At 67.3% G+C, this 20,227-nt stretch carries 15 protein-coding genes; 4 read left to right on the top strand and 11 right to left on the bottom strand.

What is annotated here, in order from left to right:
- Positions 1-9: 9 nt before the first annotated feature.
- The 9 genes from bamA to rpsB all read right to left on the bottom strand — a co-directional run bounded on the left by bamA (position 10) and on the right by rpsB (position 10,149).
- Positions 10-2,304 carry an outer membrane protein assembly factor BamA gene (bamA, locus tag EV675_RS16765; protein WP_242621471.1) on the bottom strand — a complete coding sequence of 765 codons (2,295 nt, stop codon included), beginning with the start codon at positions 2,302-2,304 and terminating at the stop codon, positions 10-12.
- A 120-nt stretch (positions 2,305-2,424) separates the two neighbouring features.
- The gene (gene rseP, locus EV675_RS16760; protein ID WP_130358370.1) at positions 2,425-3,759 is read right to left on the bottom strand and encodes an RIP metalloprotease RseP; all 1,335 of its coding nucleotides are present in this window, start codon (positions 3,757-3,759) and stop codon (positions 2,425-2,427) included.
- 167 nt (positions 3,760-3,926) lie between these two features.
- Positions 3,927-5,141, bottom strand: coding sequence for a 1-deoxy-D-xylulose-5-phosphate reductoisomerase (locus tag EV675_RS16755; RefSeq protein ID WP_130358369.1), 1,215 nt, complete (start codon positions 5,139-5,141; stop codon positions 3,927-3,929).
- Positions 5,138-5,989: a phosphatidate cytidylyltransferase gene (locus EV675_RS16750; RefSeq protein ID WP_130358368.1), complete on the bottom strand. Its 852-nt coding sequence runs from the start codon at positions 5,987-5,989 to the stop codon at positions 5,138-5,140. Before EV675_RS16750 ends, EV675_RS16755 begins: the two co-directional genes overlap by 4 nt.
- 4 nt (positions 5,990-5,993) lie before the next feature.
- On the bottom strand, positions 5,994-6,773 hold the full coding sequence (uppS, locus tag EV675_RS16745) for a polyprenyl diphosphate synthase (RefSeq protein WP_130358367.1): 780 nt from the start codon (positions 6,771-6,773) through the stop codon (positions 5,994-5,996).
- A gap of 36 nt (positions 6,774-6,809) precedes the next feature.
- A complete protein-coding gene (gene frr / locus EV675_RS16740) occupies positions 6,810-7,370 on the bottom strand; it encodes a ribosome recycling factor (protein ID WP_124689716.1) in 561 nt (186 codons plus the stop codon).
- Positions 7,371-7,398: 28 nt separating this feature from the next.
- A complete protein-coding gene (gene pyrH, locus EV675_RS16735) occupies positions 7,399-8,130 on the bottom strand; it encodes a UMP kinase (protein ID WP_124689717.1) in 732 nt (243 codons plus the stop codon).
- Between the two features lie 199 nt (positions 8,131-8,329).
- Complete coding sequence (gene tsf, locus EV675_RS16730) at positions 8,330-9,211, bottom strand: translation elongation factor Ts (protein WP_130358366.1); 882 nt, start codon at positions 9,209-9,211, stop codon at positions 8,330-8,332.
- 188 nt (positions 9,212-9,399) lie between these two features.
- The gene (rpsB, locus tag EV675_RS16725) at positions 9,400-10,149 is read right to left on the bottom strand and encodes a 30S ribosomal protein S2 (RefSeq protein ID WP_124689719.1); all 750 of its coding nucleotides are present in this window, start codon (positions 10,147-10,149) and stop codon (positions 9,400-9,402) included.
- A 309-nt stretch (positions 10,150-10,458) separates the two neighbouring features.
- Here rpsB and map point away from each other — a divergent pair, with 309 nt between their 5' ends.
- The 4 genes from map (at position 10,459) to gstA (ending at position 17,202) form a co-directional block, all read left to right on the top strand.
- On the top strand, positions 10,459-11,271 hold the full coding sequence (gene map, locus EV675_RS16720; protein ID WP_130358365.1) for a type I methionyl aminopeptidase: 813 nt from the start codon (positions 10,459-10,461) through the stop codon (positions 11,269-11,271).
- A gap of 14 nt (positions 11,272-11,285) precedes the next feature.
- Entirely contained in the window at positions 11,286-13,898 is a 2,613-nt protein-coding gene (locus tag EV675_RS16715; RefSeq protein WP_130358364.1) for a [protein-PII] uridylyltransferase, read from the top strand.
- A 114-nt stretch (positions 13,899-14,012) separates the two neighbouring features.
- On the top strand, positions 14,013-16,544 hold the full coding sequence (locus EV675_RS16710) for a glycogen/starch/alpha-glucan phosphorylase (RefSeq protein ID WP_130358363.1): 2,532 nt from the start codon (positions 14,013-14,015) through the stop codon (positions 16,542-16,544).
- Between the two features lie 55 nt (positions 16,545-16,599).
- Positions 16,600-17,202 carry a glutathione transferase GstA gene (gene gstA, locus EV675_RS16705; protein WP_130358362.1) on the top strand — a complete coding sequence of 201 codons (603 nt, stop codon included), beginning with the start codon at positions 16,600-16,602 and terminating at the stop codon, positions 17,200-17,202.
- Positions 17,203-17,373: 171 nt separating this feature from the next.
- Here the strand turns inward: gstA and EV675_RS16700 are convergent, their stop codons facing one another.
- Complete coding sequence (locus EV675_RS16700) at positions 17,374-18,126, bottom strand: S-methyl-5'-thioinosine phosphorylase (RefSeq protein ID WP_130358361.1); 753 nt, start codon at positions 18,124-18,126, stop codon at positions 17,374-17,376.
- A 34-nt stretch (positions 18,127-18,160) separates the two neighbouring features.
- Positions 18,161-20,218, bottom strand: coding sequence for an NAD-dependent DNA ligase LigA (gene ligA, locus EV675_RS16695; RefSeq protein WP_130358360.1), 2,058 nt, complete (start codon positions 20,216-20,218; stop codon positions 18,161-18,163).
- Between the last annotated feature and the right edge of the window lie 9 nt (positions 20,219-20,227).

Here is a 20,227-nt window from a genome sequence, read left to right as displayed (position 1 = left end):
CTCGCGTCGTCAGAACCCCGTGCCGATCTGGAACTGGAAGCTCTGGGTCCGGTCCTGCGGCTTGGCGTTGAGCGCCTTGCCGAAGGAAATCTTCAGCGGACCGATGGGCGACTGCCAGCTCAGGCCGATACCGGCCGAGTACCGCAACTGGCCCAGGTTGATGTTCTCCTCGTCGGCGTAGACGTTACCCGCATCGGCGAACAGGAACCAGCGCAGCGTGCGGTCCTGCTGCGTGCCGGGGAACGGCAGCAGCAGCTCGGCATTGGCGATGACCCGCTTGGCGCCGCCCAGGCTGTCGCCGTTCTTGCTGTCGCGCGGGCCCAGCGAACCGCCGTCGTAGCCGCGCACCGACCCGATACCGCCGGCGTACACGTTCTTGAGCAGCGGGTACGGCCGGCCGCCGAAGCCCTTGCCGTAGTCGACCTGGCCGTTCAGCGCCAGCGTCATGCTGCGCGTGATGGGCCAGTAGTACTGGTGCTGGTAGCTGGCCTTGTAGTAGCGCAGGTCGCCGAACAGCGAGGTTTCGCCGGCGGCGCGCTGGTACGTGCCGCGCGTGGGCGCCAGCGCGCTGTCGCGCCGGTCGTTGCTCCAGCCCACCGAGAAGATGACGGCGTTGCTGCGCGCACCGAAGGTGTTGACGTAGTCGATGAAGCGCTGCGGGCTGCTGTCGTAGGTGTCGATGTCGTTGGCTTCCAGCGCGGTGCCGAAGAACACGCGCTGGGTTTCCGTGAAGGGCACGCCGAACGTCAGGCTCGCCCCCATGGTCTTGATGCGGTAGTCGCCGGTGTTGATCGACAGCGGACGCAGCGTACGGTAGTAGAGGCTGGTCGACCGGCTGATGCCATCCTGCGTGAAGTATGGGTTGGTCTGGCTGATCGCGATCGTGCGGTAGGTCTTGCCGGTGTTCAGTTCCAGGCCGGCGGTGGTGCCGCTGCCGAAGATGTTGTCCTGGCTGATACCCGCCGACAGCACCACCTTGTCGGTACTGCTGAAGCCCGCGCCCAGGTTGATCATGCCGGTGGGCTTTTCCTGCACGTTCACGTTGACGTCGATCTGGTCGGGCGTGCCCGGCACCGGCGGCGTCTCGATGTTGATGTTCTGGAAATAGCCCAGGCGGTCGATGCGGTCGCGCGACAGCTGGATCTTGCCGGCGTCGTACCAGGCGCTCTCGAGCTGGCGCATCTCGCGGCGGATCACGACGTCGCGGGTGCGGGTGTTGCCGCCGATGTTCACGCGGCGCACGTACACGCGACGGTTGGGATCGACGAAGAAGGTGATGGCCGCGGTCTTCTTCTCGCGGTCGACCTGGGGCGTGGCATTGACGTTGCTGAAGGCGTAGCCCAGCTTGCCCAGGTAGTCGGTGATGGCCTTGCTGGAGGCGTTGACCTTCTCGGCCGAGAAGGTCTCGCCGGGCTTGACCGTGATCAGCTTGTTGAGGTCTTCGTCCAGGCCCAGCAGGTCGCCCGCCAGCTTGACGTCGCTGACCGAGTATTTGTCGCCTTCCGTGATGGACAGGGTGATGAAGATGTCCTTGCGGTCGGGCGAGATCGTGACCTGCGGCGAATCGACGTTGAATTCGAGGTAGCCGCGGTTCATGTAGTAGGAGCGCAGGGTTTCGATGTCGCCCTGCAGCTTCTGGCGGGAATACTGGTCGGCCTTGGTGTACCAGGTCAGCCAGCCCGGCGTGGTGAGCTGCAGCAGGTCCAGCAGCTCGCTTTCGCGGATGGCCTTGGCGCCGATGATCTTGATGCCCGCGATGCGCGCCACGTCGCCTTCGAAGATGTCGAAGGTGATGCCGACGCGGTTGCGTTCGAGCGGCGTGATCGTCGGCACGATCTCGACCGAGTACTTGCCGCGCGCCAGGTACTGGCGCTTGAGTTCCTGCACGGCGCGGTCGAGCAAGGCGCGGTCGAAGATGCGGGCCTCGGCGAAGCCCACTTCGGCCAGCGACTTGAGTACGTTGGCGGACTCGAATTCACGCATGCCGTTGAAGGAGATCGCGGCGATCGCGGGGCGTTCGTCGACGATGACCACCACCACGTCGTTCTCGACCTCGATCCGCACGTCGCGGAAGAAGCCCGTGCCGTACAGCGCCCGCACCGCCTGCGTGGCCTGCTCTTCGGTGAAGCGCTCGCCCACCTTGACCGGCAGGTACCCGAAGACCGTGCCGGCCTCGGTGCGCTGGATGCCTTCCACCCGGATGTCGCGGACAACGAAGGGATCGAAGGCGTAGGCCAGGGGGGTGACCGCCATGGCCAGCAAAATGGACAGCAGACGCGGCATGCGCCGGGTGCGATTGGTCATGCGTAATCCCGGAGTTTTCTTAATTGAGTGATATGCGAAAGCGCGGCGTGCGGCTCGATCCGGCCCGGGCGGTCGAGGCACGGTCCACGGGGGCGGCGGGCAAGGCGGCGCGCATGGGTTCTAGGTCAGCAGTCGCGTAAAGTCGTTGAACAAGGCAACGGCCATCAGCACCATCAGGATGCCGAACCCGGCGCGCTGCCCCACTTCCATCCAGCGTTCCGGCGGCGGACTGCCCCGGATGATCTCGACGAGATAATACAGCAGGTGTCCCCCGTCCAGCATGGGGATGGGCAGGAGATTGAGCACGCCCAGGCTGACGCTGACCAGCGCCAGGAAGGCGATGTAGGCTTCCAGCCCCATCCTGGCCGTCTGGCCGGCGTAGTCGGCGATGGTAACCGGCCCGCTCAGGTTGCTCAGCGCCACGTCCCCCACCAGCATCTTGCCCAGCATCCGCAACGAGAACCAGGACACCTCGGCGGTGCGCTGGGCGCCCATCGCCAGGCTCTGGAGCGGGCCGTGGCGCACGGTGATGAGCTGGATGTCGCCGCCGATCTGGGCGCCGATGCGGCCCACCAGCGTACCGTCCGCCAGGCGTTCCTCGCGCGGCAGGACGTCGATCGCCAGCGCCGCGCCGTCGCGCACCACGGACAGGCGCAGCGGCTGGCCGGCATGGGCCTGGATCAGCGTGATCAGTTCGGTGGCCGAAGGATCCTTCCTGTCGCCCGCCGCCACCACCTTGTCGCCGGCCAGGAGGCCCGCCTGGGCGGCGGCGCTCTCGGGCACGATGCCGCGGATCACCGGTTTCGGGCTGGCTAGGCCGAAGCCCTCGCGGCCCAGCACGTCGCCTTCCATCTGGCCAAGGGCCGCCTGGGAGAAATCGACCGGACGCACCCGGCGCTCGCCGCCGGCCGTCTGCACCTCGACGGCGGGACGCCCCTTGTCGGTCAGGCTCTTGAGCAGCATCCAGCGCGCGTCGCCCCAGGTCCCCACCTCGGCGCCGTCGATGGCCAGGATGCGGTCGCCCGCCTGCACGCCCGCCGCGAAGGCCGGCGTGCCGGCCGCGGGAGCGCCCAGTACCGCGGCCGGCTCCTTGACGCCGGCCATGTTCAGCGCCGCGTACAGCAGCGCCGCCAGCACCAGGTTGAACACCGGTCCGGCCGCGACGATGGCGATGCGCTTGCCCACCGGCTGGGCATTGAACGCCCGTCCACGCTCGGCGGCGGGCACCTCGCCCTCGCGCTCGTCCAGCATCTTCACATAGCCGCCCAGCGGGATCGCCGACAGGGCCCATTCCGTGCCGTGGCGGTCGGTGCGCTTGCACAGCACCTTGCCGAACCCCACCGAGAACCTCAGGATGCGCACCCCGCATGCGCGGGCCACGAGGTAATGCCCCAATTCATGGATCACCACCAGCACGCCCAGCGCGACGGCGAAGGCCGCCAACGTCAACAACATGGAAATCTCCTTGCTCCGACGCCCTGTCCGGGCCGCCGAACCGACGATTTAACACGGAAATGCACGCCGGCTCCGGAAATACACGGGGAATCTCGGTAAGCGAACATGACAGGATTATCGGCCAAAGGCCGGCGGCGGAGAGCCAGGCGGCGCGGCAAGCGCGGCTCCTAGCGGCTCGTCCCGGCGGCCCTGGCCAGGGCCTCGCGGGCCCGGGCGCGGGCCTCGCCATCCAGGTCGAGCAGGCCGTCCAGGCTGCCCAGCCTGTCCGCCACGCTCGTCCACCCGCCATCCAGCACGGTCTCGATGATAGCCGCGATTGCCGGGTAGGAGGCCGCGCCTTGCAGGAAGGCCTCGACCGCCACCTCGTTGGCGGCGTTCAGGGCCACGCAGGCGCCCTGCCCGCCGCGCAGCGCCTCGAAGGCCAGGCGCAGGCACGGAAAACGGGCCAGGTCGGGAGCCTCGAAGTCCAGCCGGCCCAGGCGGGCCAGGTCCAGCGGCCCCACGCCCGTGGCGATGCGCTCGGGGAACGCCAGTCCGTACGCGATGGGCGTGCGCATATCGGGATGGCCGAGCTGCGCCAGCACCGAGCCGTCGTCGTACTCGACCATGGAATGGATCACGCTTTGCGGGTGCACCACGACGTCGATGCGCTCGGGCGGCATCGCGAACAGCCAGTGCGCCTCGATGACTTCCAGCCCCTTGTTCAGCATGGTGGCGGAATCGACCGAGATCTTGCGCCCCATGGACCAATTGGGATGGGCGCAGGCCTGGTCCGGCGTCACGTCCGCCAGGCTGTCCAGCGGACGGGTGCGGAACGGGCCGCCGGAGGCCGTCAGCAGCAGCCGGCGCACGCCCGGCGCCGGCGCCTGGGCTCCCGAGGCATGGGCGCCATGCGGCAGACACTGGAAGATGGCATTGTGTTCGCTGTCGATAGGCAGGAGTTCGGCGCCGTTGTCGCGCACCGCGTCCATGAACAGGCGCCCCGCCACCACCAGGGCCTCCTTGTTGGCCAGCAGCACCCGCTTGCCCGCGCTGGCGGCCGCCAGGGCCGAGGGCAGGCCGGCGGCGCCCACGATGGCGGCCATGACCGTATCGCTGGCCTCGTCCGCGGCGGTCTCGGCCAGCGCCTGCGCGCCCATGCGGATCTCCGGCAGCCGTGCCCTGCCCCGCCAGGCGTCGACGAAACGCCGGCGCGCCGCGTCGTCCGGCACCACCACGACGGCGGCCTGGCTGGCCTCCGCCTGGGCGGCAAGCTGTTCCATGCGGCTGTGGGCGCTCAGGGCGTGGACGCGGTAGCGCTGCGGATGGCGCGCGATCACGTCCAGCGTGCTGGCGCCGATGGAGCCGGTGGCGCCCAGTATGGTGACGGTGCGAAAGGTCATGACAGCAGGACGGCCAGCGGCAGGACGGGAATCAGGGCATCGATGCGATCCAGCACGCCGCCATGGCCCGGCAGCAGGCTGCTGGAATCCTTGATGCCGGCGCGCCGCTTGATCAGCGATTCGAACAGGTCTCCCGCTATGGACAGCGCCGCCAGCACCACGGCCAGGACCAGCGCCCCGGCCCATCCCCAGCGCGCGACCAGGGCGGCGCCGAAGGTACCGGGAAAGAAACCGCAGGCCAGCACGAAGGCCACCACGCAGGCGATGCCGCCCAGCGCGCCCTCGCGGGTCTTGCCCGGGCTGATGTGCGGCGCCAGCTTGGTGCGCCCCAGGGCGCGGCCGACGAAATAGGCGGAGATGTCGGCGATCCAGACCACCGCCATCAGGGTCAGCAGGAACGGCACGCCGCGCCCGAACGCCGCGGTCAGGGCCGACCAGGCGGCCAGCAGCGCGAACGGCGCCAGCGCGGTCAGCCACGGGTTGCGGGGCTCGGCGTCGGGACTGGCGCGCAACAGCATGGGAACCAGCAGGATCAGCCAGACCGCCGAGACGGCGATCCACAGGCCGCGCCAGAAGCCGCCGGCGGGCCCGGCCGACAGGTCGGCGCCGCCGCTGTTCCAGCGCCAGGCGATCAGCGCCGCGCCCAGTACCACGCCCGCCGCGATGGCGGGCAGGTGCGCGCGACCGGTGCCGCCGCGGGGCGACAGCGTCAGGCGCCACCATTCCCACAGCGCGCAGCCCACGAACACGGCCATCAATATCTCGAAGGGCCGCGGATCGGCCACCGCCAGCACGGCGACCAGGACGATCAGCAGGACGATGGCGGTGACGACGCGTTGCCCGAGCATGGGTTCAGCCGCCGTTGGAGGAGACGTCCGCCGGCGCCTTCAACTGGGCGCTGGTACGGCCGAAGCGGCGCTCGCGGCTGCGATAAGACTTGCACGCCAGGTCCAGTTGCTCGGCGTCGAAATCGGGCCAGAAGCAATCGGTGAAATACAGCTCGGTATAGGCCAGTTGCCAGATCAGGAAGTTGGAGATGCGCTTTTCGCCGCCGGTGCGGATGAACAGGTCCGGCTCGGGCGCGTAGGCCATCGACAGATACGGCGACAGCATGGCCTCGTCCAGCTGCTCGGGATGGGCGGCCAGGTCCGGACGCGCGGCCAGCAGGCGGCGCGTGGCTTCCAGGATGTCCCAGCGTCCGCCGTAGTTGGCCGCGATGGTCAGCGTCAGGCGGTCGTTGCCGCTGGTGCGGGCCTCTACGTCGGCGATCAGTTCGCGCAGCCGGGGCTCGAACGCGCTGATGTCCCCCACGACCTTGAGCTTGATGCCGTTGCGGGCCAGACGGGCGACTTCCCGCTCCAGAGCATGGACGAACAGCCGCATCAGCAGCGTGACTTCGTCCGCCGGCCGGCGCCAGTTCTCGGAACTGAAGGCGAACAGGGTCAGGTATTCGACGCCGCGGGCGGCGCAGGCCTCCACCACCGCCCTGACGGCATCCACGCCCTTCTTGTGGCCCGCCACGCGGGGCAGGAAGCGCTGCGTGGCCCAGCGGCCGTTGCCGTCCATGATGATCGCCACATGCCTGGGCACGGCGTCGGTACGGGGAACACCGAGGGTTGAGCTCAGGGCCATGTCAGCTCCGCTGGGACCGAATATGCACGGCGGAACTCAAACCGTCATGATCTCCGCTTCTTTCTGCGTGACCACCTTGTCGATCTCGGCGACGAAACGGTCCGTCAGCTTCTGGACGTCGTCCTGGGCGCGGCGCTCTTCGTCCTCGGAGATTTCCTTGTCCTTGACCAGGCGCTTGAGCTGCTCGTTGGCGTCGCGGCGCAGGTTGCGCACGGCGACCTTGGCATCCTCGCCCTCGCCCTTGACCACCTTGGTCAGCTCGCGGCGGCGCTCTTCGGTCAGCGCCGGCATCGGCACGCGGATCAGGTCGCCCATGGACTGGGGATTGAGCCCCAGGTCGGATTCGCGGATGGCTTTCTCGACCACCTGCGCCATCTTCTTTTCCCAGGCCTGGACGCTCAGGGTGCGCGCATCGAGCACGCTCACGTTGGCGACCTGGCTCAGCGGAACCATGGAGCCGTAGTACTCGACCTGGACGTGGTCCAGTATGCCGGCATGGGCACGACCCGTACGGATCTTCGCGAGACTGCCCTTCAGGGTGTCGATGGACTTGCCCATCTTGGTCTCGGCGTTTTTCTTGACGTCGGAAGCGCTCATTGCGGTCTCCTAAATGCTGAACAATCGATCAAACGTGCACCAGCGTGCCTTCGTCGTCGCCCGCGACGACGCGCTTCAGGGCGCCAGGCTTGTTGATCGAGAAAACCTTGATCGGCAGCTTCTGGTCGCGGCACAGCGCGAACGCCGTCGCATCCATCACTTCCAGGCGGCGCACGATGGCCTCGTCGAAGCTGATGCGGCTGTAGCGCGTGGCCGTGGGATCCTTCTTGGGATCGGCCGAATAGATGCCGTCGACCTTGGTTGCCTTCAATACGATTTCGGCACCGACCTCGGCGCCGCGCAAGGCGGCCGCCGTATCGGTGGTGAAGAACGGGTTGCCCGTGCCGGCCGCGAAGATCACGACCTTGCCCTCTTCCAGGTAGCGCAGGGCCTTGGGGCGGATGTAGGGCTCGACCACCTGCTCGATGGTGAGCGCGGACTGCACGCGGGCATCGACGCCGCGGCGCTTGAGCGCGTCCTGCAGCGCCAGCGAGTTCATGATGGTGGCCATCATGCCCATGTAGTCGGCGGTGGCGCGGTCCATGCCCTGGGCGCCCGGCGCCACGCCGCGGAAGATGTTGCCGCCGCCGATGACCAGCGCCAGCTCGACGCCGGACTCGGCCACCTCGGCGATTTCCTCGACCATGCGGCCGATGGTCGCCCGGTTGATACCGAACGCATCGTCACCCATCAGGGCTTCGCCCGACAGCTTGAGCAGGACGCGCTTGTACGCCCCCGTTTTCGTTCCAGATGCGTTCATTTCCACCGTCATACATGCTCCCGCGCAATCGCCGACATCCGGCCCTTCTCCGCCCGCAGGAGGCCAACCCCACTGCGCTGCGTATACATCAACATCGGTACAACATACCCCACACTCTCCAGACGAGGCACGAGGGATCCGGCTCCGCCGGTCCCTCGAGGCCGCCCCCCGGGGGGCGCGCGTAAGCGCGTAGGGGGGGTCAGTTTTTTGCAGCAGCAGCCTGGGCAGCGACTTCGGCGGCGAAGTCGGTGACCTTCTTCTCGATGCCTTCGCCCACGACGTACAGCACGAACTGCTTCACGTCGGAGTTCTTGGCCTTGAGCACCTGCTGGACGGTCTGCTTGTCGTCCTTGACGAACGGTTGCGACAACAGCGTAACCTCTTTCAGGAACTTCTGGACCGAACCTTCGACCATCTTGGCGACGATGTCGGCGGGCTTGCCCGATTCGGCGGCCTTCTGCTCGGCAACCGAACGCTCGCGCTGGATGTCGTCCTGCGACACGCCCGAGGCGTCCAGCGCCTTCGGCTTGGTGGCCGCGACGTGCATGGCGATGTCCTTGCCCAGCGTTTCGTCGCCGGAGTACTCGACCAGCACGCCGATACGGCCGCCGTGGACGTACTGGGCCAGCTTGTTCTCGGTCGCGATGCGGGTGAAGCGGCGGATGGAGATGTTCTCGCCGATCTTGCCGACCAGCGCGGTGCGCACGCTTTCCACGGTGCCGTCACGGAACGCCAGTTCGGACAGGGCGGCGACGTCGGCCGGGTTGGCCTTGGCGATCAACTCGGCGATATCGTTGGCGAACTGGACGAAATCGTCGTTCTTGGCCACGAAATCGGTTTCGCTGTTGACTTCGACGGCGACGCCGGTCTTGGCATCGGCCGAGACATACAGGGCCACCAGGCCTTCGGCGGTCACGCGGGCAGCGGCCTTGCTGGCCTTGCTGCCCAGCTTCACGCGCAGGATTTCCTCGGCCTTGGCCAGATCGCCGCCGGCCTCGGTCAACGCCTTCTTGCACTCCATCATGGGCGCGTCGGTCTTCTCGCGCAGTTCCTTGACCATTGCTGCGGTAATTTCGGCCATGATTACTCCTGACATCTTCCGCCCTCCACAAGGGCGGAAATTAGTTTGACTAAAAAGAAGGGGCTCAAGGCCCCTTCAAGCATTCATTAGGTCCCAACCCCGCAGACCCAGGATGCGGTGGATCCGGCTCCGCCGGTCCACCCGCATCGCCCCCTGGGGGGCGCGCGCAAGCGCGTAGGGGGGGGAGCTTATTCCTCGCCTTCGACTTCCACGAACTCGTCGCCGCCTTCGGTCACGGCATCGACCACGCCTTGCAGGGCCTGCTCGCGGCCTTCGGCCACGGCATCGGCCACGCCGCGGGCGTACAGGGCGATCGCCTTGGACGAGTCGTCGTTGCCCGGGATGACGTGGGCCACGCCGTCCGGCGAGTGGTTAGTATCGACCACGGCGACGACCGGAATGTTAAGCGCCTTGGCTTCAGTGACGGTAATTTTGTGATACCCGACGTCGATGATGAAGATCGCGTCCGGCAGGCCATTCATGTCCTTGATGCCGCCGATGGACTTGTTCAGCTTCTCGAGCTCGCGCTGGAACATCAGCGCTTCCTTCTTGCTCATGCGCTCGGTCGCACCCTCGGCCTGCATGGCTTCCATGTCCTTCAGGCGCTTGATCGAGGTCTTGACCGTCTTGAAGTTGGTCAGCATGCCGCCCAGCCAGCGGCTGTCGACGTAGGGCATGCCGCAGCGCTGCGCTTCCTCGGCGATGATCTCGCGGGCGGCGCGCTTGGTGCTGACGAACAGGATCGTGCCGCCACGGGCCGACAGTTGACGCACGAACTTCAGAGCGTCCTGGTACAGGGCCAGGGTCTTCTCGAGGTTGATGATGTGGATCTTGTTGCGATGGCCGAAGATATAGGGGGCCATCTTGGGGTTCCAGAAGCGGGTTTGGTGGCCGAAGTGGACACCGGCTTCCAGCATTTCGCGCATGCTAACGGACATATTGACTCCGAGGGTTGGGTCTTGCACCGTATCAGCACCCGCCAGGCCACACTTGGCCCGGCCGGCACCCTGGATGACACGGCGCGCGGTTGAGGTGAAAAACTTCCCGAAATCGCAGGAAGCCTATAATTCTACTATTTTCCGGACCACCTGCTCAAGCGACCCGCCCGGCCCGGCCCTGGCCCTCGTCGCTTTCTGTTACAAAGAAAGCCCCGCCACGCCCCTTCAGGCGGCGTTCCAGGGCGGCTGCGGGGTCGCGACGGGCGGTCCGGGGCCATAATGGAGCGCACACAGCGCGGGAAGCAGATCATGAGCATCACCATCAAGTCGGCCGAGGAAATCGAAAAAATGCGCGAGGCCTGCCAGGCGGCGGCCAGCGTACTGGATTTCATCGCGCCCCACGTCAAGCCGGGCGTGACCACCGGCGAACTGGACCGGCTCTGCCTGGAATACATGACCGACGAACTGAAGGTGAAGTCGGCCACCATCGGCTACGCGCCGCCTGGCTACCCGCCCTTCACCGGGGCGATCTGCACCTCGGTCAACCACCAGGTCTGTCACGGCATCCCCGGCGACAAGATCCTGAAGAACGGCGACTCGCTCAACATCGACGTCACCATCATCAAGGAGGGCTGGCACGGCGATACGAGCCGCATGTTCTTCGCCGGCGAACCGTCCATCCTGGCCCGCCGCCTCGCGCAGGTCACCTACGAGTGCATGTGGCTGGGCATCGAGCAGGTCCGGCCCGGCGCCCACCTGGGCGACATCGGCCACGCCATTCAGAAACATGCCGAAGCCCATGGCTACAGCGTGGTCCGGGAATTCTGCGGCCACGGCATCGGCCAGGTGTTCCACGAAGACCCGCAGGTGCTGCACTACGGCAAGCCCGGCACTGGCCTCGAACTGCTGCCGGGCATGATCTTCACGGTGGAACCCATGATCAACGCCGGACGCCGGGAAATCCGCGAACTGGCCGACGGCTGGACCATCGTGACCCGCGACCACAGCCTGTCGGCCCAGTGGGAACACACGGTGGTGGTGACGGACACCGGCTACGAGACCCTGACCGTCTCGCCCGGCATGCCCGCCCCGCCCAGCTTCGTCGCCGCCAAGGCCGCCTGACTCCGCCCGCCCCCATGTCCGCCCCCCTATCCGCCGCCACGCTGACCTCGCCCGCCCTGAACGAACTGCAGGGCCTGCGCAATGCCATGCGGGCGGCGCGCGAACGCGCGATCGCCACCTACCGCGAAAACCTGCGCGCCGACGGGCTCCTGACCGAGCTGCGGCGCATCGTCGACCGCACGCTGGTGGCGCTGCTCGAGCGCCACCCCCTGCCCGAGGGCGCGACGCTGGCGGCCGTGGGCGGCTACGGCCGGGGCGAGCTGTACCCCTATTCCGACGTGGACGTGCTGGTGCTGCTGCGCCAGCCGCCCGGCGCCGAGGACGAGGCCAGGATAGGTGCGCTGATCACGGCGCTGTGGGACATTGGGCTGGAGCCCGGCCACAGCGTACGCACGGTGGAAGAATGCATGGCCGAGGCGGCCCGGGACATCACCGTGGAAACCGCCCTGCTGGAGGCCCGCTACCTGGCCGGCAGCCGGACGCTGATGCGCCAGTTCGAGACCGCGATGCGCGGCCGGCTGGACAAGCGCGCCTTCTTCCACGACAAGCAGCTGGAGATGCAGCAGCGGCACACGAAGTACAACTACACGCCGTACGCGCTGGAACCCAACTGCAAGGAATCGCCCGGCGGCCTGCGCGACCTGCAGGTCATCCTGTGGATGGCGCGGGCGGCCGGCTTCGGCAAGACCTGGGCCCAGGTGGCGCGCGCGGGGCTGCTGACGGCCGACGAGGCGCGCCACCTGCGGCGCGCCGAGCAGGCCTTCAAGCGCCTGCGCATCGAACTGCACCTGCTGACCGGCCGGCGCGAGGACAGGCTGGTATTCGACATCCAGCCGGCCATGGCCAAGGTATACGGCATCGAGGCCGGCGGCGCCCGCCGCCCCAGCGAAATGCTGATGCAGCGCTACTACTGGGCGGCCAAGCTGGTGACCCAGCTCAACACCATCCTGGTCCAGAACCTGGAAGAACGCCTGTTCGCGCGCCCCGGGGAAGAAGCCCAGCCCATCGACGAGGATTTCCGCAGCCTGCACGAACGGCTGGACATGTACCGGGACGATGCGTTCGAACGCAACCCGACGCTGCTGCTGCGCGCCTTCCTGGTCATGCAGCAGCAGCCCGCGCTCAAGGGCATGTCGGCCCGCATGCTGCGCGCCATCTGGCACGCGCGCCGGCGCATCGACGCCCAGTTCCGGCGCAACCCGGTCAACCGCCACCTGTTCCTGTCCATCCTGCAACAGCAGCGCGGCATCGTGCACGAACTGCGCCGGATGAACGAACTGAGCATCCTGCCGCGCTACCTGCTGCCCTTCCGCCGCATCGTCGGCCAGATGCAGCACGACCTGTTCCACGCCTATACCGTGGACCAGCACATCCTGATGGTGGTGCGCAATCTGCGCCGCTTCACGATGCCCGAGCATGCGCACGAATACCCGCTGTGCAGCCAGTTGATCGCGAACTTCGACGGCCACTGGATCCTGTACGCGGCGGCCCTGTTCCACGACATCGCCAAGGGCCGCGGCGGCGACCATTCCGAGCTGGGCGCGGCCGAGGCGCGCAAGTTCGCGCGCGAGCACGGCCTGGCCAAGGACGACGCGGCGCTGCTGGAATTCCTGGTGCGCCAGCACCTGACGCTGTCCTCGGTGGCGCAGAAGAAGGACTTGTCGGATCCGCAGGTCATCCAGGAATTCGCCGCGCTGATGGGCGACACGCGGCACCTGACCGCGCTCTACCTGCTGACCGTGGCCGACATACGCGGCACCAGCCCCAAGGTCTGGAACGCCTGGAAAGGCAAGCTGCTCGAGGACCTGTTCGTCAAGACGCGGCGGGCGCTGGGCGGCGAGATCCCCGACTCCCGCGCCATCCTGGAGAACCGCAAGGAAGAGGCGCTGGGCGCGCTGCGGCTGGCGGGACTGACGGAGGACGCCCACGAGGCCCTGTGGAAGCAGCTGGACGTGGCCTATTTCCTGCGCCACGAGGCCCCCGAGATCGCCTGGCAGACCCGGCACCTGTACAACAAAGTCAACAGCGAAACGCCCATCGTGCGCGCCCGCCTGGCGCCCATCGGCGAAGGCCTGCAGATCGTGGTCTACGTCAAGGACCAGCCCGACCTGTTCGCCCGCATCTGCGGCTACTTCGACGAACGGCACCTCAGCATCCAGGACGCCCGCATCCACACCACCCGCCACGGCTGGGCGCTGGACAGCTTCATCGTGCTGGCCCAGGGCACGCCCAGCGAACAGCGCTCGCTGCTAAGCCTGGTCGAACCCGAACTGACCCAGCGGCTGGCCGCGCCGCACGCCGCCGGGCCGGCCTCGGCGGGCGAGACCGTTCCGCTCGGCCCCCGCCAGTCGCGCCAGTCGCGCATGTTCCCGATCACGCCCGCGATCGAACTGCGGCCCGACGAACGCGGGCAGTCGTGGATACTGAGCGTGACGGCTTCCGACCGGACCGGCCTGCTGCACGCGCTGGCGCGCACCTTCGTCAAGCACGGCATCAACCTCAAGACCGCCAAGGTCATGACGCTGGGCGAACGGGTCGAGGACACCTTCCTGATCGACGGCGACACGCTGAACAACGCACGCAGCCAGATCCAGTTCGAGCAGGACCTGCTGGAAGCCTTGCAGTGACCAGCCCCTTTCATGGGGCTGTCGTATGCTTAACCAATTGAAAACGCGGCTTGCGCCGTCCGGATCCCGAAAGCAACAATAACCGGGTTGCCCCGCCCCTGGGGCGGCGTACAGATGGGAGCTCCGCACGTGTCCGCACCCGTTCCCCTGACGGCCGATGACGACGACGAACGCACGTCGTTCTCCAAGGAAAGCCTGAAGCGCGCCTTCTTCGACCACCTGTTCTACACGGTAGGCAAGTTTCCGAAGATCTCGGGCAAGAACGACCTCTACCTGGCCCTGGCCCACACCATACGCGATCGCAGCCTGCAGCGCTGGATCAGCAGCACGGCCCAGTACAACCAGACCGCGCCGCGCACCGTCGCCTACCTGTCGGCCGAATTCCTGATGGGCCCGCACCTGGGCAACCACCTGATCAACCTGGGCATCGCCGACAGCGTGCGCGAGGCCCTGGCCGAACTGAAGCTGGACTACGGCGAGATCCTGCGCCAGGAAGAAGAGCCCGGCCTGGGCAACGGCGGCCTGGGCCGCCTGGCCGCCTGCTTCCTGGATTCGCTGGCCACCGGGCAGATCCCGGCTTTCGGCTACGGCATCCGCTACGAATACGGCATCTTCTTCCAGACCATCATCGACGGCTGGCAGGTCGAGAATACCGACAAGTGGCTGCGCTACGGCAACCCCTGGGAAATCCAGCGCGCCGAATGGGCGGTGGAGATCAAGCTTGGCGGCCACACCGAGCAGTACACCGACGATGCCGGCTACCTGCGCGTACGCTGGGCCCCCGAGAAGACCGTGGTGGGCGTGCCGTTCGACTCGCCCATTCCGGGCTACCGTGTCAACACCACCAACACACTGCGCCTGTGGCGGGCCGAAGCCACCGAATCCTTCGATTTCTCGGTCTTCAACCGGGGCGACTACCTGGGCGCAGTCAGCAAGAAGGTGACCTCCGAGAACCTGACCAAGGTGCTCTACCCCAACGACGAAACCACCCAGGGCAAGGAATTGCGGCTGGAGCAGCAGTACTTCTTCGTGTCGTGCTCGCTGCAGGACATGATACGCATCCACCTGGCCCGGGGCGGCGCCATCGGCGACTTCGACAGGAAGTTCGCCATCCAGCTCAACGACACCCACCCGGCCATCGCCATCGCCGAGCTGATGCGGCTGCTGGTGGACGAGCACCTGCTGCCGTGGGACCAGGCCTGGGGCATCACCACGCGCAGCTTTTCGTACACCAACCACACGCTGTTGCCCGAGGCGCTGGAGCGCTGGCCGCTGGACCTGTTCCAGCGCATCCTGCCGCGCCACCTGGAACTGATCTACGAGATCAACGCGCGCTTCCTGAACGACGTGCGCATCCATTTCCTGGGGGACGAATCCCGCATCTCCCGCCTGTCGCTGATCGACGAAAGCGGCGAGCGCTACGTGCGCATGGCGCATCTGGCCTGCGTGGGCAGCCATGCCATCAACGGCGTGGCCGAACTCCACTCGGACCTGCTCAAGCACGGGCTGCTGAAGGACTTCTACGAGATGTGGCCCGAGAAGTTCACCAATGTCACGAACGGCGTCACGCCGCGCCGCTGGCTGGTCCTGAGCAATCCGCGGCTGACCTCGCTGGTGACCGGCGCCATCGGCGACGGCTGGGTGACCGACCTGCCCCGCATCCGCCTGATCGAAGACTACATCGACGATGCCGCCTTCCGGCAGGAGTGGCGCGCGGTCAAGCGCGCCAATAAGGTGGACCTGGCCGCGCTGATCCTGCGCCGCACGGGCGTGAAGGTCGATCCCGACTCGATGTTCGACGTGCTGGTCAAGCGCATCCACGAATACAAGCGCCAGCACCTGGCGGTCCTGCACATCGTCACCCTGTACCACCGCCTGAAGTCCGGCCGGGCGCGCGATCCCCTGCCCCGTACCTTCATTTTCGGCGGCAAGGCCGCGCCTGGCTATCACACGGCCAAGCTGATGATCAAGCTCATCACCTCGGTGGGCGAAGTGGTCAACAACGATCCCGACGTGCGCGACCTGCTCAAGGTGGTGTTCATCCCCAACTTCAACGTCACCCAGGGCCAGTGCATCTATCCGGCCGCCGAACTGTCCGAGCAGATATCGCTGGCGGGCAAGGAAGCCTCGGGCACCGGCAACATGAAATTCGCGATGAACGGCGCGCTGACCATAGGCACCATGGACGGCGCCAACATCGAGCTGCGCGACCAGGTCGGGGCCGAGAACTTCTTCCTGTTCGGTCATACCGCGGCGGAAGTGCGCCACATCAAGACCGCGGGCTACCATCCCGGCGACTACTACCACAGCCACAGCGAACTGCGCACCTGCCTCGACCTGATCCAGAGCGGCTTCTTCTCGCGCGGCGACACCGAACTGTTCCGGCCACTGGTCGACGACCTGCTGCGGCACGACCCCTACCTGCTGCTGGCGGACTACCAGTCCTACATCGAATGCCAGGATCTCGTCAGCCAGGCCTATCGCGACACCGAAAGCTGGACGCGCATGTCCATCCTCAACACCGCGCGCTCGGGCAAGTTTTCGTCGGACCGCAGCATCCGCGAATACGCCGAGCAGATCTGGCACGTGAAGCCGGTGCCCGTCGACCTGTACGACGAGGCCGAAATGGAGCATACGCTGCGGTAAAAGCGCGCGGGCAGTGAGAGAATAGCCGCTTTCCCACCCCTTTCATCGAGGCCCCATGAAGCTCTACTACTCCCCCGGCGCCTGTTCCCAGGCCCCCCACATCGCCTTGCGCGAAGCAGGCATCGACTTCACCTGGGAAAAAGTCGACCTCAGGGCCAAGACCACCGAGACCGGCCAGGACTTCCGCAAGGTCAACCCCAAGGGCTACGTGCCGGCGCTGGAAGTGTCCCCCGGGGTGGTGATGACCGAGTTGGCCGTGCTGCTGCAATACGTCGCCGACCTCGTGCCGGCAAGCAAGCTGGCGCCCCCGCCCGACAGCGCCGAGCGCTACGCGCTGCAAACCTGGCTGGTGTTCATCGCCACCGAGATCCACAAGGGCTTCTCGCCCATGTTCAAGCCCACACTGAGCGAGGAAGGCAAGGACGTGTTCCGCCAGATCCTGGCCACGCGCCTGGACTACGTGCAAAGCGAGCTGTCGCAGCGCGAATACCTGATGCCCGGCGGGTTTTCCGTGGCCGACATCTACCTGTTCGTGACCACCGGCTGGGCCGGGCGCCTGAACTACGACCTGTCGCGCTGGCCCGCCATCGTGGCTTTCCGCGAACGCATCGCGCAGCGCCCCGCCGTGCAGGCGGCGCTCAAGGCCGAAGGTTTGTGAATAGACCCCCCTACGCGCTGACGCGCGCCCTGAATCGTGAGCCCCCAGCCGCTACGCGGCGGCCCCCCGACGGGGGCTGGGCCCGCCTTGGGGCGGCCCGGCGCCGGGCCCAGTGGGCGGCACCGGCGGACCGGCGAAGCCGGATCCGCGGTGCCCAGGATCACTGACGAATCAGGCGGTTCCGTCGGCACCCACCAGTTGGCCGAGGATGCGGTGGACGTTCTGCATGCTGTCGTCCACCACCACGCGCATGCCCTGCATCGAGATCTCGTCCGCGCTGGCGCGCTGGCCCGCGGCATCGTTGGTGACGAGGCACAGGGCCGCATAGTCCAGGTCGAGCTCCCGCGCCAGGGCGGCCTCGGGCATGCCGGTCATGCCGACCATGTCGCAGCCGTCCCGACCCATGCGGCGGATTTCCGCGGCGGTTTCCAGCCGCGGACCCTGCGTGCAGCCATAGACCCCGCCGTCGACCACGGCGATCCCGCAGGTCCGCGCCGACTCCAGCAGATCGTGCCGCATGGCGGCTCCGTAGGGCTGGGTCATGTCCACGTGGGCCACCGGCTGGTCGCCACCCTCGAAGAAGGTGCGGGGCCGTTCGGTCGTGTAGTCGATGATCTGGTCGGGCACGACGATGACGCCGGGGACGAGGGGACCCGTGATGCCCCCTACCGTTGCCACCGACACGATGCGCCGCACCCCGACCTCGTGCAGGGCCCAGAGGTTGGCGCGATAGTTGATGCGGTGCGGGGCCAGCGTATGCCCGTATCCATGGCGGGCCAGGAAGACGATTTCCGCGCCGTCGCCGATGCGGCCGTAGGTCAGCGCCCCCGAAGGTTCGCCATAGGGCGTGCGCACGACCTGGCGGCGCGTCACGACGAGTCCGGTCAGATGGTAGAGGCCGGTGCCTCCGATGATTGCCTGCATGGTTTTCCTTCCTGCGAAGCGGCGCTTCGCAACGTCAAGACTGCAGCAAGGCCTTCAGGCCGTCCTCGTCGAGCACGGCAATGCCGAGCTCCTGGGCCTTGGCAAGCTTGCTGCCGGCGTCGGCGCCGGCGACGACATAGTGGGTCTTCTTGGACACCGAGCCCGTCACCTTGCCGCCGGCCGCGCGTATCAGCTCGGCCGCGTCCTCGCGGGCAAGCGTGGGCAGCGTGCCGGTCAGCACGAAGATCTTGCCGGCGATGGGGCCGGCGGTGCGGTCCACGACGGTTTCCGTGCCGGGCGTCACGCCGTTGCGCAGCAGGTCGGCCACGACTTCGCGGTTGTGCGGTTCGGCGAAGAAACGGAAGATGGACGCGGCCACGACGGGCCCGACGTCGGGCACCGCCAGCAGTTCGGCCTCGGCCGCATTCATCACGGCGTCCAGGTTGCCGAAATGGCGCGCCAGGTCACGGGCCGTGGATTCGCCCACGTGCCGTATGCCCAGCGCGAAAAGAAACCGGCCCAGCGGCGGCGTACGGGTCGCGGCGATGGACTCGACCAGGTTGCGCGCGGACTTCTCGCCCATGCGATCCATGCCGGCCAGCTCTTCCTCGTTCAACGTGTAGAGGTCGGCCAGCGTGTGCACGCGGCCGCGTTCGACCAGTTGATCGATCAGTTTCTCGCCCAGCCCCTCGATGTCCAGCGCGCGGCGCTGCGCGGCGTGCCACAACGCCTGCTTGCGCTGCGCGGCGCAGAACAGGCCGCCGGTGCAGCGCGCGATGATCTCGTCCTCGGGCCGCTCGATGGCCGATCCGCACACCGGGCACTGGCTGGGCATGACGAACTTGCGGGCATCGGCCGGACGCTTGTCCAGCACGGGCGTGACGACCTCGGGAATGACGTCGCCGGCCCGGCGGACCACCACGGTATCGCCGATGCGCACGTCCTTGCGCTCGATCTCGTCCTCGTTGTGCAGCGTCGCGTTGGTGACCGTGACGCCGCCCACGAACACCGGCTTGAGCCGCGCCACGGGCGTGATGGCGCCTGTGCGGCCGACCTGCACCTCGATGCCGAGCAGCTCGGTGGTGGCTTCCTCGGCCGGGAACTTGTGCGCGACGGCAAAGCGCGGGGCGCGCGAGACGAATCCCAGCGCGCGCTGCGCCTCGAGCGCGTTGACCTTGTAGACCACGCCGTCGATGTCATAGGGCAGCGCGGCCCGCAACCCCTCGACCCGCCGGTAGAACGCCAGCAAACCGGCCGCGTCCGACACCAGCTGACGCTCGCGGTTGACCGGCATGCCCAGTTCCTGCAGCCAGTCCAGCATGCCCATGTGGGTATCGAAGGGTGGCGCGTCGGCGCGAGCCTCCTTGCCCGGCAGGCTGCCGCGTATCTCGCCCCAGCCATAGGCGAAGAATCGCAGCGGGCGGCGGGCGGTGATGCGCGGATCGAGCTGCCTCAGGCTGCCCGCCGCGGCGTTGCGGGGATTGATGAAGACTTTTTCGCCCGCTTCCCGCTGGGCGTCGTTCAGGCGCTCGAAATCCTTGCGGAACAGCAGCACCTCGCCGCGGACCTCCAGCACCTCGGGCACGGGTCCCGCCAGCGTCAGCGGGATGGATCGTATGGTCCGGATGTTGGCGGTGATGTCCTCGCCCGTCTGGCCGTCGCCCCGGGTCGCGGCCCGGGCAAACTTGCCGCCTTCGTAGCGCAGGCTGACGGCCAGTCCGTCCAGCTTCAGTTCACAGGCGTACTCGACCGGGGACTCCGTTTCCAGGCCGTCGCGCACCCGCTTGTCGAAGGCCTGGATGTCCTCGTCGTCGAAGGCATTGTTCAACGACAGCATGGGCACCGCGTGGCGCACCGAACCGAAGGCCGACAGCGGCGCGCCGCCCACCCGCTGGGTGGGGGAATCGGGCGTGGCCAGGAGCGGGAACTCCTGCTCGAGCTTGACCAGCTCCGCGAACAGCGCGTCGTATTCGGCGTCGCTGATCAGCGGGTCGTCCATCACGTAGTAGCGGGCGTTGTGCAAGGCCAGTTCCTGGCGCAACTGCGCCGCCCGCTGCATGGCCTGGTTTTCCCGATCGACCCCCGACACCATATCCACTCC

Source organism: Pigmentiphaga kullae (assembly GCF_004216695.1).
Taxonomy (GTDB): Bacteria; Pseudomonadota; Gammaproteobacteria; order Burkholderiales; family Burkholderiaceae_B; genus Pigmentiphaga; species Pigmentiphaga kullae.
This window is presented reverse-complemented; position numbering and strand designations above follow the sequence as displayed.